The sequence below is a fragment of the Pseudoalteromonas sp. SR44-2 genome (assembly GCF_014163745.1).
Taxonomy (GTDB): Bacteria; Pseudomonadota; Gammaproteobacteria; order Enterobacterales; family Alteromonadaceae; genus Pseudoalteromonas; species Pseudoalteromonas distincta.
Genome location: NZ_JACJDW010000003.1, coordinates 55,834 through 82,419, shown reverse-complemented (window position 1 = coordinate 82,419; position 26,586 = coordinate 55,834). Strand labels below are relative to the sequence as shown.

The following is a 26,586-nucleotide window of genomic DNA, read 5'->3' as shown; positions in this document are numbered from 1 at the left end:
GTTTTTTAACCTTTTTGCATTACTAGCTGAAGGCCCAGCCAAGCCATAAGAATACACACCATCACGTTTAAGATGATATTGAGGGCCATTTTAATAAAGTGACCTTGTTGTAATAACAACAACGAGTCCATTGAGAATGTTGAAAAGGTGGTTAATGCACCTAAAAAGCCAATACCGATAAGAGTTTTGGCGGGGCTAGCGGTGATAATTTCTTTATCTATCAAACCGTACAAAATGCCCATTAACAATGAACCCAGAATATTAACCGTCAACGTGCCAAAAGGGAATCCCCTACCGAGGAGTTTTAGCATGCTTTCGCTAATAAAAAACCGTAAACAGGCTCCTGAGGCGCCGCCAAGGGCGATCATCATATAAAGTTTAATCATTTTCGTACCGTTTAAGTGGGCTTTGCGCATCGCGCTCTTTTAGGTAATCGAGTTTTTGTTTAATTTTTTGCTCAAGGCCGCGCTCGCTCGGTAAGTAATATTCTTTGCCGTCCATCTCTGGTGGTAAATATTTTTCACCTGCGGCAAATGCACCTTCTTCGTTATGCGCATAGCGATACTCAGCGCCATACCCTAAGTCTTTCATTAAGTTGGTTGGGGCATTACGTAAATGCTCTGGTACGGGATAACTTGGCTCGTTTTTGGCATCTGCTTTTGCTTGATTAAACGCCATATAAACTGCATTACTTTTAGGTGCGCTGGCTAAATATAGAGTGGCTTGTGCAATTGCACGCTCGCCCTCGCTTGGGCCAACACGTTGAAATATATCCCACGCATTTAAGGCTACTTCCATCGCACGCGGATCGGCGTTACCAATGTCTTCTGTAGCTATGGCAAGTAAACGCCTTGCAACATATAAAGGGTCGCCGCCACCGGCTAAAATTCGGCAATACCAATACAGTGCACCGTCGGGGGAGCTACCTCGTACTGATTTATGAAAGGCAGATATTAAATCGTAAAACTCATCTCCGCCTTTATCGTATTTAGCTAAATGTGTTGGTAGCACTTGGCTAAGTACGTGCTCATCTACGTTGTATTGACCGTTTTGCTCGGACGTTAAGTCAACTGCTTGTTCAAGTAAATTAAGTACTTTACGCGCATCGCCGCCACTTGCTTGGCACAGTGCCTTTTTAGCGTTGTCGGCAATAGTGATGTGTTTTTGGCTTAGCTGCTCGTCTTGTTTCAGTGCGCGCTCTATTACGGTGTATAAGTCGGTATCGGCAAGCGATTTTAAAACATACACGCGTGCACGCGACAATATAGCGTTGTTAAGGGCAAACGATGGGTTTTCGGTGGTTGCACCCACAAATATAAAGGTGCCGTCTTCTATGTGCGGTAAAAAGGCATCTTGTTGGGATTTATTAAAGCGATGAACTTCGTCAACAAACATAAGGGTGCGTTGGCCACGGCTTTCTAGGTTGTCCCGCGCTTGCGTTACGCTGTCGCGTATATCTTTTACGCCTGCAGTTACCGCCGACATTTGAATAAGTGAGGCATCAGCATGGTTGGCAATTATTTGCGCAAGTGTTGTTTTACCAACACCAGGCGGACCCCATAAAATTAAACTATGGCATCGCCCCGCGACAATGGCTTGATGCAGTGGTTTATCAGCGCTTAATAAGTGCTGCTGACCAATGTATTCATCAAGCGTTGTAGGGCGCATACGCGCAGCAAGTGGGCGTACATCGGGCCCAAAATTAAAACCTAAATTACTCACCGTTACTCTGATCGTCTATTTCAACACCTTCAGGAGGCGTAAATTCAAAAGTGCTTTGGTCAAGCGGTGTATTAACTTGGGCATTGTTAAACGTAAATGACGATAGCTGCCCTGAGTTGTCGGTAACCACTAGTTTAGCAAGCCCTTGCTCGTTACCCGCAAATGCTATATCAAGTTGTTCTACTTGGCTTTCTACGCCTTTATTTGGCGTTACGCTAAAGCCTGTACTTGTAGCAAGTACGCTGTATTTTTCCCACTGTGCTGGGTCTTTTGATGTCAGTAGCACAAATGGTGTTGAGTCGATTAGGCTGCTGGTTTTCATAATCGTTACTTGCTCAGCAAAGCTGTCGAAGTAAAATGTTTTATCACCGTTTGATACAAATAACGTATCGTCTGGATTAGTTTGCTGCCAGCGAATCATCATAGGCTGTTGAAGCGCTATTGTACCCTCGCCTTGCATAACTGCTTGGCCTTCTTTGTCTGTTACTTGTTGTGCAAACTGCGCTTTAAAGCTTTTTAAAGTGGCAAGTCTGTCTTGTAATGCTTGGCTGTCGTCAGCAAAGCTCGGTGCGGCAAGTACGCTGCCTAACACTAATAATAAGGCGTTAACTTTTTTCATGAATTTGCTCCATTAGGTACTAATACATCGCGAGCACCGTTATGACCTGGTGAACTCACGATACCCGATGTTTCCATTTGTTCTACTAAACGTGCTGCGCGGTTGTAGCCAACACGTAATTTACGTTGCACTGACGATACAGATACTTTGCCGGTTTCAATTACAAACGACACAGCTTCGTCGTATAACGGGTCAGATTCTTCATCTGCATTTTCGCTAGCCTCACCCGGTAATAAAATATCTTCAGTGGCATCGCCATTGAGTATTTCGTCAATGTAATTTGGTTTAGCACGTGCTTTCCAATCGTTTACTACGGCGTGTACTTCATGGTCGTCTACAAACGCGCCATGCACACGCTCTGGTACGCTAGTGCCTGGCGGTAAATAAAGCATGTCGCCCATGCCTAGTAAGTTTTCTGCACCTTGCTGGTCGAGTATTGTCCGTGAATCTATTTTGCTCGATACCTGAAACGCCATACGTGTTGGAATATTAGCTTTAATTAAGCCGGTAATTACATCAACCGATGGGCGCTGCGTAGCAAGCACTAAGTGAATCCCTGCCGCACGTGCTTTTTGAGCAATACGTGCAATTAGCTCTTCTACTTTTTTACCTACAATCATCATCATGTCGGCAAATTCGTCTATTACTACAACGATACTTGGTAATTTACCTAGCTCGTCGGGGCCTTCCTTCATGCCATCGGTGTCTTTAAATAATGGATCAAGAATCGGGTAACCCGCTTCATTGGCTTCAAGCACTTTTTGGTTGTAACCTTTTAAGTTACGCACACCCAATGCTGACATTAATTTATAACGACGTTCCATTTCGCCTACACACCAACGCAGTGCGTTAGCGGCTTCTTTCATATCGGTAACTACTTCACACAATAAATGCGGAATGCCTTCGTATACTGAAAGCTCAAGCATTTTAGGGTCAATCATAATCATACGTACATCGTCAGGACCCGATTTGTAAAGCAAGCTTACTATCATGACATTAACGCCCACTGATTTACCTGAACCAGTTGTACCGGCTACCAATAAATGTGGCATTTTACCTAAATCAGCACATACCGGCTGACCAGCAATGTCTTTACCAAGCACCATGGTAAGTGGCGACGGATTTTGCTCAAATTTAGGGGCGTTTATAACTTCTGATAAACGAACTATTTCACGGTGTTTATTTGGAAGCTCAATACCAACATAGGTTTTACCTGGAATAACTTCTACAACACGTACACTAATTGCCGAAAGCGAACGGGCCAAATCTTTAGCTAAGCCTGTGATTTTAGAAACTTTTATACCTGGCGCTAAATCTAGCTCAAAACGCGTAACAACGGGACCTGGGTATACCGCTACTACGGTTGCTTGTACATTGAAGTCGAGAAGTTTTGTCTCTACTAGGCGCGATACGCTATCAAGCTCTTCTTGCGAAATTGGGTTTTTAGCTTTATCCGGTCTGTCGAGTAAATCGAGCGATGGTAATGGCCCTGGTGGTGGCTCTTGCGTTAATAATTGCTCAAACTTTTCTTTTGCCGTTGGCGGTGGTTGATATTGCGCTTTTGGTTTAGGCATTGGTCTTGCTGGCGATACCACCGTTGTAACTGGTTTTTCAGGCTCCACAACTGGGCTTTGATCAAGCGCATTTAATGCAGCAGCCGTGTCCATTGGTTCGTCATCTATTGCGCTAAAGCCAATTTCTTGATCGAGTATATCGTCAAGTTCATCAAACGGCATAAAGTCATCACTCATTTCTGGTTCACTAAATGGTGTTTGAGGCTTATCTATTGCTTTTTGTTTATCTGCTTTTTTAGCTGATGCAGGCAGCTCTATTTGCTCTTTTATATCGTCTTCAAAATGGGCGTCTGCTTCATCGTTATTATTTACTTTACCTGCAGTGTGTTCTCGGTGCATCCAGCCTTTTGCATACGATACAACATAGCGATAAAGCCTAACCATTAAATCGCCAAGGTAATCTACAAAATCAACCCACGATACTCCCGTCAATAAGGTAAGCCCTGCAAAAAAGAAACACAGCAATAATATAGATGTACCGGTAAAGTTAAACGCAGGCATCATGGCTGATGCAATAACATCGCCCACTACCCCACCCGATGAAAAGTTATAAATATCGTCGAAATTAATACTACTAATAGCGGTAGCTGAGGTAATAAATAAAGCAAAACCAATAACTCGCAGCGCTAAGGTAGTGTAATCAAGCTGTAAAATGCGGTGAGGTTGTTTAAATAGCAAGTAGCCAAATAGCTGAATGGCCGCTGGCACTAAGTAAGCCAACCAACCAAAGGTGAGTAATAAAATGTCGGCTATCCATGCACCGGCTGCTCCTGTGATGTTGCTTACTTCGCTAAAACTAGTTTGCGACCATGCAGCATCTGCTGGATCAAAGCTGATCAAGGCACATAAAATAAATATTGCCGTAAAGGTACTGATAATCAGCCCTGTTTCTAATAGTCTTTGCACACCGTTTAGGCGCATAGTTCCCTATTCCTCTTTATTATTCTATTTTTATTCACACTTACTTAGCAGTGAAATACCTTAGCAGGAAATGCAATTTGTTGCACTTTATCTTAACCTTGATGGCCTGATTATGAACAAGTTTTTATAATTTGAGCTTATATAAGCAAATGACGCAGTTAATATAAATAACCTCAAGTAATATAAGGACGAATAATTACGCCTTCTTCACCTTTTACTTCTTCCATTACTACATAAGTTCGGCTTTCACTTACATTTGGCAGTTTCAATAGTATGTCGCCTAATACGCCACGGTATTCTGACATATCATTTACGCGCGTTTTAAGTAAAAAATCAAAATTACCCGATACTAAATGACATTCAATAATTTCTTCGTGCTTTTTAACCGCAGCACTAAACTCATCAAATACGTCGGGAGATGTTTTAGTAATCGTTACTTCTACGTACACAGATAAACCTTGCCCAAGCTTAGCGGGATCGACCACCGCTTTATAGCCAAGTATATAACCTTCTCGTTCTAGCTTTTTTACTCGCTCCAAGCAGGGCGTGGCGCTTAGGCCAACTCGTCTGGCCAGTTCTACGTTCGACAAGCGTCCATCGTGTTGTAATTCCATTAAAATTTTACGGTCAATTCTATCTAATAATTGATGCATAGTGCCTACTAGTTTTTTATGCTGTTTACTTTTATTATCTAGATGATAACACTAGATTTGAGTTTAAAAAAGGTGAGACACACGGGCTTATGATGAATATAATAGTGGAAAATGTTAATCCGTTCTTAATAAGGCAAATGATATGATTATTGGTGTTCCTAAAGAAATTAAAAACCATGAATACCGTGTAGGTATGGTTCCTGCAAGTGTTCGTGAATTAGTAAACCACGGTCACCAAGTGATTGTAGAAACTGATGCAGGCATGGGCATTGGTTTTACTAACGAAGATTACACACAAGCGGGTGCTGAAATTTTAGCAACTGCTGCTGATGTTTTCGCTAAAGCAGACATGATTGTAAAAGTAAAAGAGCCGCAAGCTGTTGAACGTGCAATGCTACGTGAAGACCAAATTCTTTTTACTTACTTACACCTTGCACCTGATCTTCCACAAACTGAAGACCTTGTAAAAAGCAAAGCTATTTGTATTGCATACGAAACTGTAACTGACTCACGCGGTGGTTTACCGCTTCTTGCTCCTATGAGCGAAGTTGCTGGTCGTATGTCTATTCAAGCTGGTGCACAAGCGCTAGAAAAATCTAACCACGGTCGTGGCATGCTACTAGGTGGCGTACCTGGCGTTGAAGCTGCTAAAGTTGTTGTAATTGGCGGCGGCATGGTTGGTCGTAGCGCAGCTCAAATGGCTGTTGGTCTTGGTGCTGAAGTTGTCGTTCTTGATCGTAACATCGACGTATTACGTGCACTAGACGCGCAATTTGGTAATAAAGTTAAAGCTATTTACTCAACTGCTGATGCACTAGAAAAACACGTACTAGAAGCTGATTTAGTAATCGGTGGTGTACTGATCCCTGGTGCAGCTGCACCTAAACTAGTAACTGCTGAGCACATTAAAGCAATGAAACCTGGTTCTGCAATTGTTGACGTTGCAATCGACCAAGGTGGCTGTATTGCTACTTCTAAAGCAACTACGCATGCTGATCCAACTTTCATCGTAGATGAAGTTGTTCACTACTGTGTTGCTAACATGCCAGGTGCTGTTCCACGCACATCTACGTTTGCACTTAACAATGCAACATTGCCTTTCATCATTAACCTTGCAAACAAAGGTTATAAAAAGGCGCTACTAGATGACGCTCACTTCTTAAAAGGCTTAAACGTAATTAAAGGCCAAGTAACTTACAAAGAAGTAGCTGAAGCGTTCAACATGGAATATGTTGACCCACGCACAGCAGTAGAAAACGCATAATTTAGCGTTTCGTAGTTAGGTTGGTATTAAATAATATAGTAACCTAACTACAACCCATAAAAAAAAGCAGCTAATTAGCTGCTTTTTTTGTATTTAAATTTCAGATTTATATAAACTTATTTAGATAAAACGCTTAATTATAAAATCTACTTTTACGCGCTTAGCTTGGCCTAGTAGTTTTTTAACTGGCTGCGGGTAATCATCCATTGTTTCTAAATCATCTGGACCTGTTAAACGGCGGCAGTGTTGTAAAATTTCCTGCTTTTCGTTATCAATAGCATCCATAATTGTTTGCTCTGGATCTTCTATTAAAATACCGTTTTCGATATCAAGACCCCATGCACGCGGATTTAAGTTATGCCCGCTCAGTAAATGTTTTGTTCTATCTGAACAAATACCTTTTAAATGAAACGAATTACTTTCATCTTTCCACAGATACACATTTAAATTACCGTTATCGATATGGCGTTTTTGCGTTTTTACAAACTTATGTAAAATAGTTTCGTATAAATAAGGTAATGCCCCTATTTTACTAAACGGCTCGCTTGGCGGTAAATAAAAGTCATTAGCTGTTTTATCCCCTACCACAATCGTAACTTGCTTGCCTTGCTTTAATAATCGGCGCAGTGATCGCATAAGTGGCGCCGGAAAATTAAAGTATGGCGTATACAACACAAGCTCTTGCTCTGTGGTATCAAATAACGCTTTTATTAAACGATTTAATTCGTTATTACGACGACCAAGCCCTAAAAACAAACGAATACCTAATGCTTGCGTATTCAGTTGCTCTGCTGCGTTGTAACTTGCGACTTTTAAATCACGCATTAATTGCTTTTGATCAAGTTTGAAGTCGTGTAAACGCTTAAGCGGTCGTGTGTCTATGCGTGGCACAGCAACGGAGCTAATTAGCTTTGTCTCAATAAAATCAACCACTGAGTCACACAGCTCGCTCTGCGTTATTAAAAAGTAACGATCGAGTCTGTAACGCTCGTTATATTGCAAATACACGTTGTTTAAGCTTGCGCCACTGTAAAGTAAGGTATCGTCAATGACAAAACCCTTTAAATGTAATACGCCAAATAATTCTTTAGCTTTTACAGGTACGCCATAAACTTGCACGTTCGATTTAAACTTTTCTAAATCGTCACAATATAAACTTGCGTTACCATCAGATTTCTCTGCACCAATTAAACCACGTTGCGCACGATGAAAATCCACCAGCACTTTTACATCAAGCGCAGGGTTCTCTAATGATACTCGATGCAGGGCTTCTAAAATCTCGCGACCTGCTTCGTCATCCTGTAAATAAAGCGCTGTGATATAAATTCGTTTTTTTGCATTAGCTATCAAACGTAGCAATTGCGTTCGGTAATCTTGCGCATTGGTTAAGACGTTAACGTCTTTTGAAGTCAACCCGAATGCGGGTTTTTCCTGCCAAAATAACATAGTTGCCTATTCGCTTAGGTCACATAATCTATCAGTGACAAATAAAATTAGGTAAAACATAACAAAAAAAATCAAAGGGGTCATGAATTAACGCTGTTTTGTTGCCTGTTAGTCTATTTATTGAGCTACTTATGTGTTTTAACTGTAAAAGTACTGAGCTCTAGTACACAATACTGCACAGCTTTTCGATTTGCGAAAAAAAATAATCGCGGATTTTGTTTACATCCGCCTTGATTTTCTTAGAATCGAGCGCATTAAAGACCGTATTAAACGTTTAGGAAAAAATAATGACTGAAGCAAAACATTGTAAGCTACTAATTTTAGGCTCTGGCCCAGCTGGTTATACTGCCGCAGTATATGCAGCACGTGCAAATTTAAACCCTGTTTTAATTACAGGCATTCAACAAGGTGGCCAATTAACAACCACAACTGAAGTTGAAAACTGGCCTGGTGATGCACACGGCTTAACGGGCCCTGCATTAATGGATCGTATGAAAGAGCACGCTGAGCGCTTTGAAACTGAAATCATATTCGATCACATCAATAAAGTAGATGTATCTAAGCGCCCTTTCACACTTACTGGCGACCAAGGTACTTACACATGTGATGCGTTAATCATTGCAACAGGTGCTTCTGCTAAATACTTAGGCTTAGAGTCTGAAACTAATTTCCAAGGCCGTGGCGTTTCAGCCTGTGCTACATGTGATGGCTTTTTCTATAAAGGTCAGAAAGTAGCGGTTGTTGGTGGTGGTAATACAGCAGTTGAAGAAGCGCTTTACTTATCTAACATTGCTGACGAAGTGCATGTTATTCACCGCCGTGATAGTTTCCGTAGTGAAAAAATACTTGCAGACCGTCTTGCTGAAAAAGCAGCTAACGGTAACGTTGTTTTACATTACAACCGTACGCTTGACGAAGTATTAGGCGACCAAATGGGCGTAACTGGCATTCGTATTAAAGATGCACACTCTGATGCAACACAAGAGCTAGATTTAGCCGGTGTATTTATTGCTATTGGTCATAAGCCAAATACAGATATGTTTGAAGGCCAACTAGAAATGAAAGATGGCTACTTAGTTGTAGAGTCTGGATTGAATGGTAACGCAACTCAAACAAGTGTAGAGGGCGTTTTTGCTGCAGGTGATGTGTCTGACCACATTTACCGTCAAGCAATCACATCTGCGGGTACAGGCTGTATGGCTGCCCTTGATGCAGAACGTTTCTTAGATAATTTATAAGCAATTAAATAAATTATAATAGGGCTGATTATTCAGCCCTTTTTTTATGTCTAAAATATAGTTACACTTTTACGATCAATTATAAAATAAGTACTGTATGAGAAATCAGCTATACCAATTAAGTGAAACCGATATAGCATTCCCCAATCCGGAATACGCATTAGAATCTCCTGATGGCTTGTTAGCAATTGGCGGAGATTTAAGTTTACCTCGCCTAAGTAATGCCTACAAAAGCGGAATATTTCCTTGGTTTAGCGAAGATGAACCTATTATGTGGTGGTCGCCAAGCGAACGCGGGATTTTTGAACTGGATGATTTTCATATAAGTAAGAGCCTACGTAAGCATTTAAAAAAACACCCTGTAAAAGTAACCATTAATAATGCTTTTGAGGAAGTAATAGAAGCTTGTCGGGATCAACGCCTTGATACCGATGGCACTTGGATCACCTCTGACATGCTCAACGCTTACGTTAATGCACACAATGCGGGCATTGCACACAGTTTAGAGGTGTGGAGTAACGGAGAGCTTGCAGGTGGCCTATACGGTATTATGCAAAATGGTGTTTTTTGTGGCGAGTCGATGTTTCATCATCAAACCAATTGCTCCAAACTTGCTATGTGGGCACTGGTAAATTGGCTTAAACGTCATAATGCGCATTTTATTGATTGCCAGTTAGAAAACCCTTATTTAATCACCTTAGGTGCACAAGTAATCCCCCGCTCAACATTTTTGACTAAACTAAAAGCTGCACATAACTATATTATTAATCCTATTATGTGGGAGCCACAAGAACTTGACGCAATCTATGAATGAGCAACTTCCTGCACGTGTTGGTTTAACCCAAGAGTTTGACTGTAGTTATTTACCCAACAGACAAGAGCAACTTTTAGTTATTCTAGATCCTAGTTGCTACAGCACAGACAAATTTGAGTCATTATTAGGCTTAGGGTTTCGTCGCAGTGGTAACCAAATATACCGTCCACACTGCCCAATATGCAGTGCATGTAATTCTGTACGTGTATTAGCACAAGACTTTATCCCTTCAAAATCGCAAAAACGTAAACTAAACAAAGCAAAAAACCAGTTTGAAGTGAAATACTCGACGCAAGAACGCCCTGAGTATTATCCGCTTTATAGTAAATACATAACGATGCGCCATCAGGATGGAAGTATGTATCCTCCTGAAAAAGAACAGTTTCAAAGCTTTTTACTTTGCAGTTGGCTCAAAATCACATTTATTGAATTATGGCACCAAGATACTTTAGCCGCAGTTGCCGTAACTGATTGTATGAACAGCTCTATTTCTGCAATTTATACTTTTTTTGACCCCGACTTTGAACACTATAGTTTAGGCTCTGTGATGATATTAGAGCAGCTTAAATTTGCAAAAGAGCAAAATAAGCAATACGTGTACTTAGGCTATCAAATTGATGAATGCGATAAAATGAAGTACAAAACTCAGTTTTTACCAGCTCAAAAACAGCTCAATGATGAGTGGGTGGCTATTTAATTTGCAAATATAGCCCCTGCGCCTTTACTTATTGGTGTATTTTGGGCAAAATCTGCAGCGTTTAACTATTAAAGAGGTGTTACGCTAAACATGGCGAAAGAAGACGTAATCGAAATGCAAGGGACAGTCCTTGATACTTTACCAAATACAATGTTCCGAGTTGAGCTAGAAAATGGTCACGTAGTTGTGGCTCACATTTCAGGCAAAATGCGCAAAAACTATATCCGTATTTTAACCGGCGATAAAGTAACGGTAGAAATGACTCCTTACGATTTATCAAAGGGTCGTATCGTATTCCGTGCTCGCTAAGTAAGTGCGTAAACGAGATTTAGTTTTTGGCTAGTGTTTTACTAGCTTTAAGCGTTTATTAAATGTAATTGATAGACATTGACTAGCAATTACATTTAATAAACAAAAAACCCAGTTTTTACTGGGTTTTTTGTTGCCTATAAAAATGGCAAAAAAATGGCCCGCTATTATTTAGCGGGCCATTTTTATTTAGCTTAGTTGTGTAATTAACGTTTTACGCTGGCGTTAAATTGCTCTCGTAATCAAAGCGGATCTTCTTGTCTTTAACCGATACTTTAACTGTACCGCCATCAACAAGTTCACCAAACAGTATTTCACTAGCTAATTGCTTTTTAAGCTCTTCTTGAATAACACGTGCCATTGGTCGTGCACCCATAGCCTTGTCATAACCTTTATCTGCGAGCCATTCACGCGCTTTAGGCGTAAGCTCAAGATTAACCGATTTTTTATCAAGCTGAGCTTGCAGTTCCACAATAAACTTATCAACCACCAGTAAAATAACTTCACGTTCAAGGTGGTTAAACCAAATAATGTTATCTAAACGGTTTCTAAATTCTGGCGAGAAAACTTTATTAATTTCGCCCATTGCATCGTGCGTGTGATCTTGCTCTGTAAAACCAATCGACTTACGCGTAGTTTCTTGTACGCCCGCATTGGTAGTCATTACAACCACTACATTTCTAAAATCAGCTTTACGACCGTTATTATCGGTTAACGTACCGTGATCCATAACTTGCAGTAAAATATTGTAAATATCTGGATGCGCTTTTTCAATCTCATCTAAAAGCACTACCGCATGTGGGTTTTTAATAACCGCTTCTGTTAATAACCCGCCTTGCTCAAAACCAACATATCCTGGTGGAGCACCAATTAGTCGGCTGATTGCGTGGCGCTCTACATACTCAGACATATCAAAACGAATAAACTCAACACCCATACATTTAGCAAGTTGCTTAGTTACTTCTGTTTTACCAACACCTGTTGGGCCTGCAAACAAGAACGAACCCACTGGTTTTTCTTCGCTTGATAAACCCGAGCGAGATAAACGAATAGCCGATGTAAGTGCATCAATAGATTGATCTTGTCCAAACACAAGCATTTTAAGATTTCGGTCTAGATTTTTAAGCGTCTCTTTATCTGTTGAAGACACATTTTGTGGTGGAATACGTGCCATCTTCGATATTATTAGCTCTATATCAGCCACACCAATGGTTTTTTTACGTTTAGAACTAGGCTGTAAACGTTGGTTAGCTCCCGCTTCATCAATTACATCAATTGCTTTATCTGGCAAGTGGCGCTCATTAATGTATTTAGCACTAAGTTCAGCAGCTGCTTTTAATGCTTTTTGAGTGTAGCGAATACCGTGGTGCTCTTCGTAACGCTCTTTTAATCCATTTAAAATTTTAGTGGTATCGGCAACACTTGGTTCAAGTACATCAATTTTTTGAAAACGGCGTACTAATGCACGGTCTTTCTCAAAAATATTTTTATACTCATTGTAAGTGGTTGAACCCATACAACGTAACTTACCACTTGAAAGAAGTGGTTTAAGTAAGTTTGAAGCGTCCATAACGCCACCAGACGCTGCGCCAGCACCTATTATGGTATGTATTTCATCAATAAATAAAATAGACCCAGGTTGTGCCTGAAGCTCTTTTAATAAGCTTTTAAAGCGCTTTTCAAAATCGCCACGGTATTTAGTACCGGCAAGCAATGCCCCCATATCTAGAGAGTACACAACTGCATCTGCAATTACTTCTGGTACTTGCTCGTTCACAATACGGTACGCTAAACCTTCAGCAATGGCGGTTTTACCAACGCCCGCTTCACCAACAAGTAATGGGTTATTCTTTTTACGACGACACAATACTTGTACCGTGCGCTCTACTTCGCTGTCGCGCCCAATCAGTGGGTCAATATTACCTTCACGAGCCTGAGCGTTTAAGTTAGTTGTAAAGCTGTCTAGCTTACTTGCTTCTTCGTTTTGAACTTCTTGCACTTCTTCATGTATATCATCGCTGTCGTCGCCTAGTTCATCATCAGCTTTTGAAATACCGTGCGAAATAAAGTTAACTATATCTAAGCGCGATACATCATGCTTTTTAAGTAAATAAACAGCTTGGCTCTCTTGCTCAGAAAAAATAGCGACCAGTACATTGACACCCGTCACTTCGTTTTTTCCTGACGATTGCACATGAAAAACAGCACGTTGTAATACACGCTGAAAACCAAGCGTTGGCTGAGTTTCACGCTCTTCTTCTAAATCTGGGATGACGGGTGTTGTTTCGTCAATAAATTCTAATAATTCGGTTTTTAAGCCTGAAAGATTAACACCACACGCGTTTAAGGCTTCTCCTGCAGAAGGATTATCTAATAGCGCAAGTAAAAGGTGCTCTACGGTCATAAACTCATGACGGCGAGTGCGCGCTTCACGAAACGCGGCATTTAAAGTGAGTTCTAAGTCTTTGTTTAGCATTGGCAACCCCTTACTGAGATAATAATTTATACCACAACAATCGGATGTTTGATCACCCTAATTGGTATTTATACCAATTGTATTAAATTGGTATTATTCCTGCTCACAACTACAAAGCAGTGGATGCTCGTTATCCCGTGAGTAACGGTTAACTTGTTCAACTTTGGTATAGGCAACATCGGCGCTGTAAACACCGCAAATACCCTTACCTTTTTCATGAACCTGAAGCATCACATCGGTTGCTCTATCGCTATCCATATTAAAAAACGTCGTTAAAACTTCAATTACGAAGTCCATCGGCGTGTAGTCGTCGTTATTTAAAACAACTTTATATTTTCGCGGCGGCTGTAGCTTTTGCTTTTCACTGTCGCGAACAGTGTCGATAACACCTGAATCTTTCATACCACTCATAATTAAATATAGTCTTGTCTTTGTAACTCAAGCAAACTTGAATAAAAAATAAATAAAATGTTAAAAAATAACTCAAAACACTTGACTGGTTGGCTAAATAAACTACAGTCAAACATAGATTGATTAAACCTTAGTCAGTCTAGCAAATTATACGGTTTAGAATAACTAAATTAGTCAACTTATTGAAGGATGTAGAAGTATGGCTTGTGGTAAAGTTAAATGGTTCAACAACGCCAAAGGTTTTGGTTTCATCGTAGAAGACGGCTGCGAGAATGATATCTTCGCTCATTACTCAACAATTGTAATGGACGGCTATAAAACGCTTAAAGCTGGTCAAGATGTAACATTCGAATTAGAACAAGGGCCTAAAGGCCTACACGCTAAAAATATTGCCCCAGATGGTGACATTATTGAGTGACGATTGTTTTGTTCGACTAAAGCGAGCGACCTTTTAAGATCCTCGCTTAATTCCTTAAGCATACTAACTTATCTCTTCTTCTCTTATTTATTGCCTCTTTTCATTCAAATTCAACCCTTTTCCTTGAATTTATTTTATATACCCCAATGTTCTAAGAGTTGATTGTTTAACTGCTTATTGGGCATGCTCAAACTCTAGCCCTTTTTATTTAAGCTTGTTACACTCTTGGTGCTAAAAATTGCGCATAACACCTTATCGCCTCTTTTATATGTACTAGGCTAAAGGCTGATTTATTTTTGTTAATTTTTTAGCTATAAATACGATTCCAGTTCGTCAGGTGTGACTATTCTGCTTTTATAAAAGAGCAACGCTGAGTACCAACACCTAACAAACTACTCATTACGAGCGTACGTGTTTATTAACTTGTTTAATACTATGTACTCACTCATAAGTAATGATTTTCTTTGCATTGTTGAATAAGACCTTATCGGTCGACTATCTAGGAATGATGATGACATCAAAAATTATCTATACAAAAACGGACGAAGCTCCGGCACTAGCAACTTATTCGTTGCTACCGATCATCCAAGCATATACAAATGCGGCCGGTGTTGAAGTTGAAACTCGCGACATTTCATTAGCAGGTCGTGTAATTGCTAGCTTCCCTGATTATTTAACAGAAGAACAACGCATTGGTGATGCACTTGCTGAACTTGGCGAGCTTGCTAAAACACCAGAAGCAAACATCATCAAATTACCAAACATCAGTGCATCTGTACCACAGCTTCGCGCTGTAATTAAAGAGCTTCAAGCAAAAGGTTACGCTCTTCCAGAATACCCTGTTGAACCTAAAAATGATGAAGAAAAAGCAATTCAAGCGGCTTACGACAAAATTAAAGGCAGTGCAGTAAACCCTGTACTACGTGAAGGTAACTCAGATCGTCGCGCGCCAGGCTCTGTAAAAGAATATGCACGTAACAACCCACATTCAATGGGTGCGTGGAGCAAAGATTCTCAGTCTTACGTTGCAAGTATGAGCGAAGGCGATTTCTTCGGTTCAGAAAAATCAGTAACTGTTGATACAGCCACTGATGTGCGTATTGAACATGTTGCAACTAACGGTGACGTTACTGTTCTTAAACAAAGCACACCTCTTTTAGCTGGCGAAGTTATTGATGCATCAAGCATTAGCGCTTCTAAGCTTCAAGCTTTCTTAGCTGCAGAAATTGACGCTGCTAAAGAAAAAGGTGTTTTGTTCTCGCTTCACATGAAAGCGACAATGATGAAAGTATCTGATCCAATCATCTTCGGTCACGCTGTAAAAGTATTCTACAAAGATGTATTTGCTAAACACGGCGAGCTTTTTGAAGAGCTAGGTGTTGATGTAAATAATGGTTTAGGCGACGTATATTCTAAAATTCAAACATTAGACGATGCTAAGCGCGAAGAAATTGAAGCAGATATTCAAGCTGTTTATGCTAACCGCCCTGCTATTGCTATGGTTGATTCTGACCGTGGTATTACAAACTTACACGTACCAAGTGACGTGATCATCGATGCATCTATGCCTGCAGCAATCCGTTCAAGCGGTCAAATGTGGAATAACGATGGTAAATTACAAGACACTAGCTTTGTAATTCCTGATCGCTGTTACTCAAGTGTTTACCAAGCAACTATCGATTTTTGTAAAGAAAATGGTGCGTTTGATCCAACAACAATGGGTAGCGTTCCAAACGTTGGCCTTATGGCTCAAAAAGCTGAAGAATACGGTTCACACGACAAAACATTTGAAGCAAAAGCGGACGGTTCTATCCGTGTTGTTGATGCAAATGGTAATACATTACTTGAGCACAATGTTGAGCAAGGCGATATCTGGCGTATGTGTCAGGTTAAAGACGCACCAATTCAAGATTGGGTTAAGCTTGCAGTAAATCGTGCACGCGCAACAGGCGTTCCAGCTATTTTCTGGTTAGACGAAAACCGTGCACATGATGCGCAGCTAATCAAAAAAGTAAATAAATACCTACCAGATCACGATACAGCTGGCCTAGATATTCAAATTTTAGCACCGCTTGAAGCAACATTGTTCTCACTAGCACGTATTAAAGAAGGTAAAGACACGATTTCTGTAACAGGTAACGTACTACGTGATTACCTTACAGATTTATTCCCAATTTTAGAATTGGGTACAAGTGCTAAAATGCTTTCAATTGTTCCACTTATGAACGGTGGTGGCTTATTTGAAACTGGCGCGGGTGGTTCTGCACCTAAGCATGTTCAACAATTCGAAAAAGAAAACCACTTACGTTGGGATTCTTTAGGTGAATTTTTAGCACTTGCTGCATCACTTGAGCATTTAAGCGTAACTGCTGGTAACAACAAGGCACAAGTACTTGCTGATACCCTAGATAAAGCAACAGGTACGTTCCTTGCTGAAAACAAATCGCCGTCACGTAAAGTGAAAGAAATTGATAACCGTGGTTCTCATTTCTTCCTATCTTTATTCTGGGCACAAGAACTTGCTAAGCAAAATGATGACAGTGAACTTAAAGCACAGTTTACTCAAATCGCTAGTGACCTTGAGTCTAATAAAGAGCAAATCGTAAGTGAACTTAACGATGCGCAAGGCCCTGCAGTTGATTTAGGCGGTTACTTCCAGCCTAACGATGATGCAGCCTTTAAAGCAATGCGTCCAAGCACTACATTTAACGATATTCTTGCTAAATTAGTATAAATATCGGTTTAAATTTAAAAGCCGCTTACTTGTAAAAGTAAGCGACTTTTTTATGTCTGTATCTTGTAAAAAAGGCCGCTATTTATAAAATAGCGGCCTTTAAAATAATCAAATTAATTTAATTAATTATTTAGTATCATACCAATTCGCTTAATTAAGTGATCAACTTTGAGGCAAGAAAATCTTGTCGATAACAAGGAAAAAATTTCGTTATTTAGTTGCTCTATATCAGAAATTTTTAACGCAGTTACCGTCAGATTTAATCCCTCAAATTGATTAAGTATTATTGCGGGTTGGTATAAGCCCGTGGCATTTTTGAATCTGTCGTATAACGGTCACGCAGTTTATCTTGACGAGATTGTGTAGAAACCTCAACGCCATTAATAAACATTTTGCTCACATGGCTGCTTAACTCAAACGGGTCATTACTCCATATTACTACATCAGCAGCTTTGCCTACTTCAAGGCTACCTGCATTAATGCCAAATACATCAGCAACGTTTGATGTAAGCGCTTTTAACGCACCCTCTTGGCTCATACCATACGACACAGCATTACCAGCATCAAAACGCAGCTGATAAATATTGTGACTTGCATCACCACCTACCGTTAATAATACTTTAACGCCTGCTTTTTCAAGCACACTTGCATTATCTAAACTTGCATGAAGCGAATCAAAGCTTCCTGGTAAGCTATCCATTGCACTAATAATCACTGGAATATTTGCTTTAGCAACGCGCTCTTTTACTACAACAGCGTCTTGTGCGCCGTTAAGTACTAAATTAATGCCAAATTGCTCTTTTACTTTAATTAACTCAATAATATCAGCTGCACGCGAAACGCCAACCACTAATGGCATTTCACCACTGAGTACTTTAGCCATTACTTTATCTTCAGTACTTGGCTTGTCGTCATCTTTTTTCGCTTTTTTACCGGCTTTAGTTTTGTGCTCATCAAGCTTATTAATCAGTGTTTGCAAAGTAAAAGCACGTGAGCCTTTACTACGCTCACCTAAGTAAACAATTAAAGCCGCTTGTTTTTGCATGTCGCTGTCAAAACTACCACTTAAATCAACAACACTCGCAAGGCCTGAAAAAATGCTATCGCCGCCATGAGGAGTAATTACATCGCGTGTTACGCCGCCTTTACGAGCGTAAGGAATTAAGCTTGAATGTGCGTTGTAAGCAAGGCTTACATCAAAATCAATACCAGCTTTTTCCTCACCTGCATCGCGAGAGCCTGCAACTGCACTTACTTCAACTAAACCAAGTTGATTAATACTTGCTATAAAGCCAGGGGTTACAATTTGCCCCTTTGCATCAATAATTTGATCTACTTTAATTTCAGTTGGATTAATCGCTGTGATTTTACCATCTGTCATTACAATGCTTGCCGCTTCTAATACACCTTGATCAGAAGACGTATGCAATGTTGCATTAATAATTGCTAGCGATTGTGCGCTTACAGCACCAGATGCTAATAATCCTGCAGCAACCAGAGAAAGCGAAAACGAACGTGATAAATTTTTCATTCTGGGTGCTCCTTATTGTTGACCTAACATAAAATCACTTGTTGCTTGGTACGCGCTGTCGTTTCTATCGTAAACCTTTGCACCATCAACAAACACTTGTTCAGCTTTAGCATAGACACTAAATGGGCTTTGATTCCAAATAACAACATCGCCCTGCTTACCCGCTTCTAGTGAACCTGTTTTGTCATCAATACCTAGCGATTTAGCAGCGTTAGACGTGATCCATTTAATAGCGTGTTGCTCAGAAATATCAAAACCATTTTCGTTAGCTCGGTACATCACCTTGCCCGCTTCTTGGTTTAAACGCTGAATAGTAGTATCTGAATCTGAGTGAACAACTGCACACGAGTTTTTAACCGCATCAACAATAGCTACGTTTTCTTGAACCATGTCGTAGGCTTCCATTTTAAAGCCCCACCAGTCTGGCCAAAGTGCAGCACACGAACCATTTTGCGCAAGTAAGTCAGCAATTTTATATGCTTCTACACCGTGATGAAAAGTACCTGCGTGGTAACCAAATTCTTTTGACAGGTCAATCATCATTGCCATTTCTTCAGCTTTATAACAATGATTATGAATACGTACTTCGCCTTCAAGCACACCGCGAAGCGTATCGTGTTTAATATCACGTACTGGCGCTTCTGGGTTTAAACCGGCTTCATAATCGGCGTCGTACTTATCCCACGCACGTTTGTATTCAGCGGCCTCAGCCCATGCCATACGGTAACCTGCCATATTACCCATACGGGTTGAAGGCAACACGCCTTGTCGACCATAAACACGTTTAGGGTTTTCACCACACGCCATTTTTAAACCGTACGGCGCCTCTGGAAATTTCATACCTTGCATAGTGTGTGCAGGTACATTTTTAAGCGTAACGCCGCGTCCACCAAATAAGTTAGCTGAGCCTGGTAAAATTTGTAGAGAAGTAATGCCGCCTTCGCGTGCACGATTAAAGCCTGGATCTTGTGGCCAAACAGAATGCTCAACCCAAACTTCTGCAGTGTTAGGGCTGGTCATTTCGTTACCATCTTGATGCGACTCAACCGACGGACTTGGGTATGCGCCTAAATGTGAATGTACGTCAATAATACCCGGTGTTACCCATTTGCCTTGTGCATCAATTGTAATATCAGCTGAAGCAGTTAAGTCTTTACCAACTTGTTGTACTTTACCGTCGACAAGTAATACATCAGCCTCATCTAAACGCTCACCAGTACCTGTAAGTACTGTTGCATTTGTAATAAGAGTGCTTGATGTAGAAATTGGCTGATAAGTACTTGGGTAAGGATTTTTGTTAATTGTTATTTTATCGTCTTGCGGGCCGTTTTCTTGGCAGCCTACAAGTGCAGCAGCTAAGCCAACTGCTAATAAAGAAGGTGCAAATTTTTGCATGTTGTTTGGATCTCCTGTTTTTTTGCTACTTTAGCGAAACCTAAAGGATAAAGCCAAAAAAACAGGTGAAAACGCAGTTAATTAAGATGAATTTCTGTAATTATTTCTTTATATAATTGTTATACAACTTTTCAAGCGCACCTTCGGTGGTAAGCGAGGGATCTTTACTAATAAAGTGCTTAACCGTACGCGTTACAAAATCAGAATTTTGCTTATGTAGCTTAGAAAAATCTTTAATAAGTGTATTACCATCTTTAGCCGCAGTTACTTTGTCATGACGATGACGATACTGGCTCAATGCTTTATTAAAATCGCCTTGGTAGTCTTCAACCAAAATTTTATAAAAGTCGCTTTTTTGAACATTTAAATCGTTAATGCAGTAATTTAACGCTTCTTTAAAGTCGGTAAATATCATGCCCTCTACATCAAACTCTTTTGTTTTTTCGCGCACGGCTACTTTGGCATCTTCTGTGGCATAGCTAAAACCCGTAAAGGCTAAACGCTCAGCGGCTTCTTTTCCTAATTTCATACCCGCTTGAATACTATGGGCAAACTCGTCGCTCATGTCGCCAAGTTCGCTTTCTTCCCACATGTTATAAACGCGCAGTGGTTTAGCATATTTATTTGAGAGCTTTTTTTTAAGCTTGGTAAAGCGCTCATCAATCGTCATCAGCCTTTCGTTATGTAAAAGTGCGTGGCACTCATAACACGCAGGGATAGAGATAAAGTCAGCCTCTTCACCTAAATCAACAATACTTTGTAGCATATGCAGTGGCGGACAATGATCGCGCTCTGTTGCTTCACAGCCACAATAAAAACACTGATTAAAATGCTGCTGATCGCACGCGTATGCTTGCTGATAATAACTGGCTAACGTTTTGCTCACCGTTGCTCCTAGAAAAACACGACTAAATTATGGGGGCGATAATAACAGCCTGAAAAAATAAGTTATACCAATTGCATTAAATTAGTGCTCTATTATTTCGCTAAAAAGTAGTGCAATAACAGGCACAAATAACAACGTGTAGTTATTCTATACAAATAATTTTTAACGCAGTAAGTACACTATTTAATGCAATAGAATGATTATGTTTTTTATTAGTCGCTAGATTTAAATAACGGCCGCTATTAAACCAAATAAACCACCAAACACACCGCCCCATACTACAAGCCAACCTAGGTGCTCGCGGATCATGGTCTGAATAATCTCTTTAACCATTTTAGGAGTAAGCTCATCCAAGCGCTCATCAACTAGTTTAAGCACCGTTTTATGTAGGCTTTCTGCGCTATTACCTTGTGAAAGTGTTTGGCTTACTAATGCTTTAAAGTCGTCAGTTTGAGAAATCTCACTAAGCGACAACTGCATTTTTTCAATAAACTTTTCACGCATCGGCTCTATTGCCGCTGTACCGCCAAACATTCCTAGCATACTACCAAACTGAGACTGCTCTATTACCTCTAACAAATTGTCGAATGCAGGGTTTAAATCAACATTGCTAATTATTGGCTCAAAGTCGATATTAGGCTGCGCTTTATTGAGTAAATTATTAATTTTTTGCTCTGAAAAAAACTCCGTTAATATTAAGTTTCGTATAGCTACTTTAAAGCTTTCAAACTTAAGCGCTATAACACCTGAACCGTATAAAAACGGGACCTTTTCGAATAACATATGAATAGCTAATAAATTAGTTACCGCGCCAGAAAGTGCAAATAAACCAACAGACAACAAAATTGCTTGGTTAAACATAAAACCTACAACAACACATAAACCCGCTAGCAAATTGGTTATTAAACTTTTGTTCATTTTAACTCCACTACAGTAAGTGTAATTTTATTCAATATAGCCGTTAATTTTACAACGTTTAGATTGTTAAATTAATACCTTTTTGCCATAGTTTAAGTACCTGTTTAAAAGGCGAGCAATTGTTATGTGGAAAACAGTAAATGAGCACATCAGCCAAGCCATTAATTTTGACTTTAAGCACACCTACAAACGCCAATTACAAAGTACAAACACCGACAAACTATTTCATATTACCAATGGTACGCATAACTACTTCGTTAAAATAGCACTAAAAAGCGAGCTCGAGCGTTTAGAAAGTGAATTTGTTGGCTTAAAGCTTTTGGCGCAAAATAGTAATTTTAAAGTACCTGAATGTATTACAACTGGTGCAAATATAGAGTTTTCGTTTATTGTTTTACAGTGGCTTGTTTTAGATAAACAACCCCACGACACGTGGACTAATATGGGACGAAACCTCGCTAAAATGCATCAAAAACATGACCAAGCTATGTTTGGTTTTGATGTTGACAATTACCTAGCCACAACCATACAGCCAAACCGCTGGCACAAAAAGTGGGATGTATTTTACGCCGAAGAACGTATAGGGTGGCAATTACAGCTACTCGCTGAAAAAGGCATTAACTTAATTGAGCCCGAACGCTTAATTAATACCGTAAAAGAGCAACTACATGGTCATCAAGTACAACCTTCATTACTGCATGGCGATTTTTGGCGTGGCAATATGGGATTTTTAAAAGCAGAACCAACAATATTTAACCCTGCCTGCTATTATGGTGATCGGGAAGTGGATATTGCAATGAGCGAACTATTTGCCCCACTGCCTAAAGACTTTTATAGCGCCTATAATGCGCACTACCCGCTTTCTCAAAATTACGAAAAACGTAAGTTAATATACCAGCTATACCCCATTTTAAATCATGCCAACATCTTTGCCGGTCACTATCTTACTGAAGCGAAACAACATATAGAAAAGCTGGTATTTGAAGATATAAAATAAGTGTCATAAGCTGCATTTCAGCACTATATTTAATGAGTAAGTAGACGTTCATCTGTAAGCGATTAAGTTGAACCTAACTTAATTATTTATAACTGGAGTGATTATGAAAGATTTTTTATCACAACGAATAACGTGCCCACACTGCGGTCACCACATACATCTAGACTTAGACGCAAGCAGCGGCGATCAAGACTATATAGAAGATTGCACTGCCTGCTGTAACCCAATTCATTTAAATATGCATATAGACCATGCTAACAATAAATTGGAGCTACACGTAGACAGTGACGACGAACAAATATTTTAACTTAAGCCTGATGGCGTAAGTAGTTCTCTACCGTATTTACAATAGTGTAAGTTTGCTGATCAACTTCAATATTAAACTTGTCACCCACTTGCGCTGCACCAATGTTTGTAATGGCGAGCGTTTCCGGAATTAGGTGTATCCAAAAACCTTGTTCATCAACTTCGCCTACGGTTAAGCTTGCGCCATTTATAGCAACAAAGCTTTTATATAACACGTACTTTTGCCACTCTTTTGGCAAGCTTAATTGTATTTTGCAGTTATTCTCAAGCTTCACTATTTGAGAGATTTGTGACGTACAATGAATATGCCCAGACACTATATGCCCACCTAGCTCAGTACCAAACGTAACAGAGCGTTCGTAATTTACTAAACTACCTAGCTCAAGCAGGCCTAAATTAGTTAACTTTAGGGTTTCGTCAATCACATCAAAATGCACTTGCGCCACCACATCATGATTACTTAGCTCAACTTGCACAACCGTTAAACAACAGCCATTAATAGCAATACTAGCGCCTAAATCTAAATGCTTAACGTACTCATCGCTCACCGATACAACTAAGCGTAACACACCATCAGCTTGAGTTTTAGAGACCACTGTTGCTTGTGTTTGCACTATTCCTGTAAACATAAAATCACTTAAAATTATTACAAAGTGCTAGTTTAACGTATCAACTCATAAAATCATTCACTACTGTGATTTTTATTTGAAACGCAATAGATTACAATTGCTGCCTGTTTTATTTAATAGCTTTTTTTATGACCTTTTGCAATTGGGAAGCCAAGCGTTTACTTTCCCTAGCTTTACCTGTTTTTTTAGCACAAGTTACACTTATTTTAATGTCGGTAGTCGACACAATTATGGCCGGCCAAGTTAGCCCTACTGACTTAGCTGCACTTTCTATTGCAACAGGAATATGGAACCCATTATTACTTGCTCTGCAAGGTATTTTATTAGCGCTTACTGGTATTATTGCGCAGTTTTCGGGCAGTGATGACCGCAAAGGCATTAGCCACTATTTTCAACAAGCGCTTTATTTAACCGCTATTTTAAGCTTTACAGGTTTTGGTATTGCCCATTTAGCAGATGCCATTATTTTAAAGCTCGATACAACGCCTGTTATTGCAAACCTTGCCATTGACTACATCCATTTTGTGAAATGGGGTGTGTTTGGATTTTTAATTTTTACAGTATACAGAAACGTTACCGAAGGCATGGGGATGACCAAACCCGCCTTTTACATAAGCCTATTAGGTTTAGCCGTTAATATTCCAGTAAATTATATTTTCATAAATGGCTTATTTGGTTTTCCTGCTTATGGCGGCGCAGGCTGTGGCATTGCCACAGCAATTGTTTTAACTGTTATGGCAATAGCACAAGTTACTTACTGCCAAATGAGTAAAAAGGTAGATGCTAAAGGCCTTCTTTCATCATTCGAAAAACCTAATTTCACTACCATTGGTATTATTACGAAGTTAGGTATACCAATTTCACTGGCCACCTTTTTTGAAGTCACTTTATTTGCATGTATACCGCTATTTATTGCTCATTTAGGTGCGGTGGCTGTATCGGGGCATCAAATAGCAGCGAGTGTAACTACATTGCTGTTTATGATGCCGCTGAGCCTCTCTATCGCTATAAGTATTCGTATTGGTAATCTATATGGTCAAAATAATTTACAGCAGTTAAAAGTTGCCGTATCGACTAGTTACATATTAGCTATTGTAATTGCACTATTTTTGGCACTTATGACTTTTACAGGTCGTGATTTAATTAGCCAACTTTATACCGACAGTCCCGCAGTAATGGCTCTGGCTTCATCAATTATGATATTAGCGTGTGTCTACCAGTTACCCGATGCATTACAGGTTGCTGCAAATGGGATGCTCCGTGGGTTAAAATACACCACGCCTATATCGTATATTACGTTTATATCGTATTGGTTAATCGGCTTTTGTTTAGGTTACGTATTGGCAAAAACAGATATAATTGTGCCAGCTATGGGGCCGCATGGCTTTTGGGTTGGAATAATAGTAGGCCTTAGTGTCGCTGCTATTTTATTAATGCTAACAGTAAGAAAGCGTCTAAAATATGAATTTGTTAACAGTGATTCACTCAATCAAAACTAATAAACTCAGCCTTAAAACATTACCAGCTGCTTTGCTGGTAATGTGTTTTTTAATGCTTACTGGCTGCAACAAACCACAAAGTAGTGTAAACGTTACTTATATTGAACGCTTAAGTAGCACAGTTGATAGAAGCCCAACACAGCCTGCGCCACTCAAGCAACTCCCCTTACTGCAGCCTCCCCTAATAGCACAAAGTGACTTAACACTGAGTATTGTTGAGCTTGCTGGCATTAGCCAATGTAAGCTTAACGTGCTTATAAGTGAGCACAATAACCAATTAGGAAAAACAGCCAGCGCTGCTGGGCAATTAAAATATCAAATAAACTTTATTAAAAGTGCGCAGGTTTGCTTAAATACGCTTGATAAAAATAGCCCTAGTTACACAAAAATACTCGCAGCCAAAAACTATAAAGAAACACACCTAATGTACTTTTTTAATACCATGTTATTTAAAGAACCTGAGTTAAATCGTACCTGGCAACTCACCTCAAACGAGCTCACTACAGAACCCGCTGGTTTTCGCGATACCGTATTTGCGCTAAAGCAACTTGCACTCATTAAGCAGCAAATTAAGGCTAAAGAGTTTAGTACAATTAATAGCGACTCTATTTTTAGTGCACTCGAGCAGCTTAATAAATTTCAATTTAACCAAGCACTCATTCAATCAGTCCGCATGCAGGTCGTGTTAAATAACAACGCTACACAGTTTGTAAAAACACTAAACTTTAATACGCTGTGCCCAGAGGATAAAAATAATAAAAACGCAAAAATCATAAGCAACGTATTTCAAAAGTTTTACCTAAAAGAAATTCAGCCCTATCAAGCGCAATTAACTGGTTATCTAGAGGTACTGCAACCGCTTTATAACGAGCTTTGGTTTAACGAAAGTATCTCAAGCCCTCAAATTAATAACTTAGTAAAAACGGGCTCGACAAGTAACTTACTGAACTTACTTAAAAGCTCAGCTAAAAAACATGTGGTTTGGTGGCAAGGTTTTTATAAAACGTGTGAAATAAGCCCAATATGAATAAAAAAACGGCAAATAAACTCAAAAACAACAAACTTGCTTGATTCACCAACCGCCACGCTATATATTAGCCGCCGTTGTTAAGCAATTAACACTTACTTA

24 protein-coding genes are annotated in these 26,586 nt (G+C 39.7%); 11 read left to right on the top strand and 13 right to left on the bottom strand.

From position 1 onward, the window contains the following. Positions 1–5: 5 nt before the first annotated feature. From crcB to lrp, 5 genes are all read right to left on the bottom strand, one after another. Positions 6–386, bottom strand: coding sequence for a fluoride efflux transporter CrcB (gene crcB / locus H5115_RS02775; protein WP_182753535.1), 381 nt, complete (start codon positions 384–386; stop codon positions 6–8). After that, positions 379–1,722: a replication-associated recombination protein A gene (locus H5115_RS02770; protein WP_182753533.1), complete on the bottom strand. Its 1,344-nt coding sequence runs from the start codon at positions 1,720–1,722 to the stop codon at positions 379–381. The genes crcB and H5115_RS02770 overlap by 8 nt, the downstream gene beginning before the upstream one ends. Beyond that, positions 1,715–2,341 (bottom strand): outer membrane lipoprotein chaperone LolA, encoded by a 627-nt coding sequence (gene lolA / locus H5115_RS02765; RefSeq protein WP_182753531.1) that lies wholly within the window; start codon positions 2,339–2,341, stop codon positions 1,715–1,717. Before lolA ends, H5115_RS02770 begins: the two co-directional genes overlap by 8 nt. Then, positions 2,338–4,836 (bottom strand): DNA translocase FtsK, encoded by a 2,499-nt coding sequence (locus H5115_RS02760; protein ID WP_182753529.1) that lies wholly within the window; start codon positions 4,834–4,836, stop codon positions 2,338–2,340. The genes lolA and H5115_RS02760 overlap by 4 nt, the downstream gene beginning before the upstream one ends. A 173-nt stretch (positions 4,837–5,009) precedes the next feature. Next, complete coding sequence (lrp, locus tag H5115_RS02755) at positions 5,010–5,489, bottom strand: leucine-responsive transcriptional regulator Lrp (RefSeq protein WP_007582985.1); 480 nt, start codon at positions 5,487–5,489, stop codon at positions 5,010–5,012. 142 nt (positions 5,490–5,631) lie between these two features. Between lrp and ald the strand changes: the two genes are divergently transcribed. Next, entirely contained in the window at positions 5,632–6,753 is a 1,122-nt protein-coding gene (gene ald, locus H5115_RS02750) for an alanine dehydrogenase (RefSeq protein WP_002962982.1), read from the top strand. Between the two features lie 120 nt (positions 6,754–6,873). Here ald and pssA read toward each other — a convergent pair whose 3' ends face one another. Then, positions 6,874–8,199, bottom strand: coding sequence for a CDP-diacylglycerol--serine O-phosphatidyltransferase (pssA, locus tag H5115_RS02745; protein WP_002962483.1), 1,326 nt, complete (start codon positions 8,197–8,199; stop codon positions 6,874–6,876). 287 nt (positions 8,200–8,486) lie between these two features. Between pssA and trxB the strand changes: the two genes are divergently transcribed. From trxB to infA, 4 genes are all read left to right on the top strand, one after another. Continuing rightward, positions 8,487–9,437 (top strand): thioredoxin-disulfide reductase, encoded by a 951-nt coding sequence (trxB, locus tag H5115_RS02740; RefSeq protein WP_182753527.1) that lies wholly within the window; start codon positions 8,487–8,489, stop codon positions 9,435–9,437. Positions 9,438–9,534: 97 nt separating this feature from the next. Then, a complete protein-coding gene (aat, locus tag H5115_RS02735) occupies positions 9,535–10,251 on the top strand; it encodes a leucyl/phenylalanyl-tRNA--protein transferase (RefSeq protein ID WP_182753525.1) in 717 nt (238 codons plus the stop codon). Further along, positions 10,244–10,948, top strand: coding sequence for an arginyltransferase (locus tag H5115_RS02730; protein ID WP_024606094.1), 705 nt, complete (start codon positions 10,244–10,246; stop codon positions 10,946–10,948). Before aat ends, H5115_RS02730 begins: the two co-directional genes overlap by 8 nt. A 90-nt stretch (positions 10,949–11,038) precedes the next feature. Next, positions 11,039–11,257, top strand: a complete 219-nt coding sequence (infA, locus tag H5115_RS02725) for a translation initiation factor IF-1 (protein ID WP_002962494.1) — start codon at positions 11,039–11,041, stop codon at positions 11,255–11,257. A 214-nt stretch (positions 11,258–11,471) separates the two neighbouring features. Here infA and clpA read toward each other — a convergent pair whose 3' ends face one another. Then, positions 11,472–13,733, bottom strand: coding sequence for an ATP-dependent Clp protease ATP-binding subunit ClpA (gene clpA, locus H5115_RS02720; protein WP_182753523.1), 2,262 nt, complete (start codon positions 13,731–13,733; stop codon positions 11,472–11,474). Positions 13,734–13,826: 93 nt separating this feature from the next. Then, positions 13,827–14,135, bottom strand: coding sequence for an ATP-dependent Clp protease adapter ClpS (gene clpS / locus H5115_RS02715; RefSeq protein WP_021032429.1), 309 nt, complete (start codon positions 14,133–14,135; stop codon positions 13,827–13,829). Between the two features lie 208 nt (positions 14,136–14,343). Between clpS and cspD the strand changes: the two genes are divergently transcribed. Both cspD and H5115_RS02705 read left to right on the top strand, forming a co-directional pair. Further along, positions 14,344–14,562 carry a cold shock domain-containing protein CspD gene (gene cspD / locus H5115_RS02710; protein ID WP_002962500.1) on the top strand — a complete coding sequence of 73 codons (219 nt, stop codon included), beginning with the start codon at positions 14,344–14,346 and terminating at the stop codon, positions 14,560–14,562. A gap of 511 nt (positions 14,563–15,073) precedes the next feature. Beyond that, on the top strand, positions 15,074–17,296 hold the full coding sequence (locus H5115_RS02705) for an NADP-dependent isocitrate dehydrogenase (RefSeq protein ID WP_182673394.1): 2,223 nt from the start codon (positions 15,074–15,076) through the stop codon (positions 17,294–17,296). A 283-nt stretch (positions 17,297–17,579) separates the two neighbouring features. On the opposite strand, the gene H5115_RS02700 is transcribed toward H5115_RS02705, so the two are convergent. From H5115_RS02700 to H5115_RS02685, 4 genes are all read right to left on the bottom strand, one after another. Next, positions 17,580–18,827 carry an amidohydrolase family protein gene (locus tag H5115_RS02700; RefSeq protein ID WP_138489161.1) on the bottom strand — a complete coding sequence of 416 codons (1,248 nt, stop codon included), beginning with the start codon at positions 18,825–18,827 and terminating at the stop codon, positions 17,580–17,582. Between the two features lie 12 nt (positions 18,828–18,839). Beyond that, a complete protein-coding gene (locus H5115_RS02695; RefSeq protein WP_182753521.1) occupies positions 18,840–20,222 on the bottom strand; it encodes an amidohydrolase in 1,383 nt (460 codons plus the stop codon). Positions 20,223–20,322: 100 nt separating this feature from the next. Continuing rightward, positions 20,323–21,108 carry a hypothetical protein gene (locus H5115_RS02690; RefSeq protein ID WP_002962505.1) on the bottom strand — a complete coding sequence of 262 codons (786 nt, stop codon included), beginning with the start codon at positions 21,106–21,108 and terminating at the stop codon, positions 20,323–20,325. Positions 21,109–21,333: 225 nt separating this feature from the next. Next, the gene (locus H5115_RS02685; RefSeq protein WP_182753519.1) at positions 21,334–22,026 is read right to left on the bottom strand and encodes a DUF445 domain-containing protein; all 693 of its coding nucleotides are present in this window, start codon (positions 22,024–22,026) and stop codon (positions 21,334–21,336) included. Between the two features lie 124 nt (positions 22,027–22,150). On the opposite strand from H5115_RS02685, the gene H5115_RS02680 reads away from it, so the two are divergent. Further along, positions 22,151–23,023: a fructosamine kinase family protein gene (locus H5115_RS02680; protein WP_182753517.1), complete on the top strand. Its 873-nt coding sequence runs from the start codon at positions 22,151–22,153 to the stop codon at positions 23,021–23,023. Positions 23,024–23,126: 103 nt separating this feature from the next. Next, entirely contained in the window at positions 23,127–23,330 is a 204-nt protein-coding gene (locus tag H5115_RS02675) for a CPXCG motif-containing cysteine-rich protein (protein WP_002962509.1), read from the top strand. Between the two features lies 1 nt (position 23,331). Here H5115_RS02675 and H5115_RS02670 read toward each other — a convergent pair whose 3' ends face one another. After that, on the bottom strand, positions 23,332–23,958 hold the full coding sequence (locus H5115_RS02670; protein ID WP_182753515.1) for a riboflavin synthase subunit alpha: 627 nt from the start codon (positions 23,956–23,958) through the stop codon (positions 23,332–23,334). A 128-nt stretch (positions 23,959–24,086) separates the two neighbouring features. Here H5115_RS02670 and H5115_RS02665 point away from each other — a divergent pair, with 128 nt between their 5' ends. Both H5115_RS02665 and H5115_RS02660 read left to right on the top strand, forming a co-directional pair. Continuing rightward, positions 24,087–25,457, top strand: a complete 1,371-nt coding sequence (locus H5115_RS02665; RefSeq protein WP_182753513.1) for an MATE family efflux transporter — start codon at positions 24,087–24,089, stop codon at positions 25,455–25,457. After that, complete coding sequence (locus H5115_RS02660) at positions 25,420–26,484, top strand: DUF3080 family protein (RefSeq protein ID WP_182753512.1); 1,065 nt, start codon at positions 25,420–25,422, stop codon at positions 26,482–26,484. Before H5115_RS02665 ends, H5115_RS02660 begins: the two co-directional genes overlap by 38 nt. The last annotated feature ends 102 nt before the right edge of the window (positions 26,485–26,586 follow it).

What these genes read in the sequence shown, in the direction of transcription:
- crcB (WP_182753535.1), bottom strand. Translation starts at nt 386, where the DNA reads ATGATTAAACTTTATATGATGATCGCCCTTGGCGGCGCCTCAGGAGCC.
- lolA (WP_182753531.1), bottom strand. Translation starts at nt 2,341, where the DNA reads ATGAAAAAAGTTAACGCCTTATTATTAGTGTTAGGCAGCGTACTTGCC.
- H5115_RS02760 (WP_182753529.1), bottom strand. Translation starts at nt 4,836, where the DNA reads ATGCGCCTAAACGGTGTGCAAAGACTATTAGAAACAGGGCTGATTATC.
- lrp (WP_007582985.1), bottom strand. Translation starts at nt 5,489, where the DNA reads ATGCATCAATTATTAGATAGAATTGACCGTAAAATTTTAATGGAATTA.
- ald (WP_002962982.1), top strand. Translation starts at nt 5,632, where the DNA reads ATGATTATTGGTGTTCCTAAAGAAATTAAAAACCATGAATACCGTGTA.
- pssA (WP_002962483.1), bottom strand. Translation starts at nt 8,199, where the DNA reads ATGTTATTTTGGCAGGAAAAACCCGCATTCGGGTTGACTTCAAAAGAC.
- trxB (WP_182753527.1), top strand. Translation starts at nt 8,487, where the DNA reads ATGACTGAAGCAAAACATTGTAAGCTACTAATTTTAGGCTCTGGCCCA.
- aat (WP_182753525.1), top strand. Translation starts at nt 9,535, where the DNA reads ATGAGAAATCAGCTATACCAATTAAGTGAAACCGATATAGCATTCCCC.
- H5115_RS02730 (WP_024606094.1), top strand. Translation starts at nt 10,244, where the DNA reads ATGAATGAGCAACTTCCTGCACGTGTTGGTTTAACCCAAGAGTTTGAC.
- infA (WP_002962494.1), top strand. Translation starts at nt 11,039, where the DNA reads ATGGCGAAAGAAGACGTAATCGAAATGCAAGGGACAGTCCTTGATACT.
- clpA (WP_182753523.1), bottom strand. Translation starts at nt 13,733, where the DNA reads ATGCTAAACAAAGACTTAGAACTCACTTTAAATGCCGCGTTTCGTGAA.
- clpS (WP_021032429.1), bottom strand. Translation starts at nt 14,135, where the DNA reads ATGAAAGATTCAGGTGTTATCGACACTGTTCGCGACAGTGAAAAGCAA.
- cspD (WP_002962500.1), top strand. Translation starts at nt 14,344, where the DNA reads ATGGCTTGTGGTAAAGTTAAATGGTTCAACAACGCCAAAGGTTTTGGT.
- H5115_RS02705 (WP_182673394.1), top strand. Translation starts at nt 15,074, where the DNA reads ATGACATCAAAAATTATCTATACAAAAACGGACGAAGCTCCGGCACTA.
- H5115_RS02700 (WP_138489161.1), bottom strand. Translation starts at nt 18,827, where the DNA reads ATGAAAAATTTATCACGTTCGTTTTCGCTTTCTCTGGTTGCTGCAGGA.
- H5115_RS02695 (WP_182753521.1), bottom strand. Translation starts at nt 20,222, where the DNA reads ATGCAAAAATTTGCACCTTCTTTATTAGCAGTTGGCTTAGCTGCTGCA.
- H5115_RS02685 (WP_182753519.1), bottom strand. Translation starts at nt 22,026, where the DNA reads ATGAACAAAAGTTTAATAACCAATTTGCTAGCGGGTTTATGTGTTGTT.
- H5115_RS02680 (WP_182753517.1), top strand. Translation starts at nt 22,151, where the DNA reads ATGTGGAAAACAGTAAATGAGCACATCAGCCAAGCCATTAATTTTGAC.
- H5115_RS02675 (WP_002962509.1), top strand. Translation starts at nt 23,127, where the DNA reads ATGAAAGATTTTTTATCACAACGAATAACGTGCCCACACTGCGGTCAC.
- H5115_RS02670 (WP_182753515.1), bottom strand. Translation starts at nt 23,958, where the DNA reads ATGTTTACAGGAATAGTGCAAACACAAGCAACAGTGGTCTCTAAAACT.
- H5115_RS02665 (WP_182753513.1), top strand. Translation starts at nt 24,087, where the DNA reads ATGACCTTTTGCAATTGGGAAGCCAAGCGTTTACTTTCCCTAGCTTTA.
- H5115_RS02660 (WP_182753512.1), top strand. Translation starts at nt 25,420, where the DNA reads ATGAATTTGTTAACAGTGATTCACTCAATCAAAACTAATAAACTCAGC.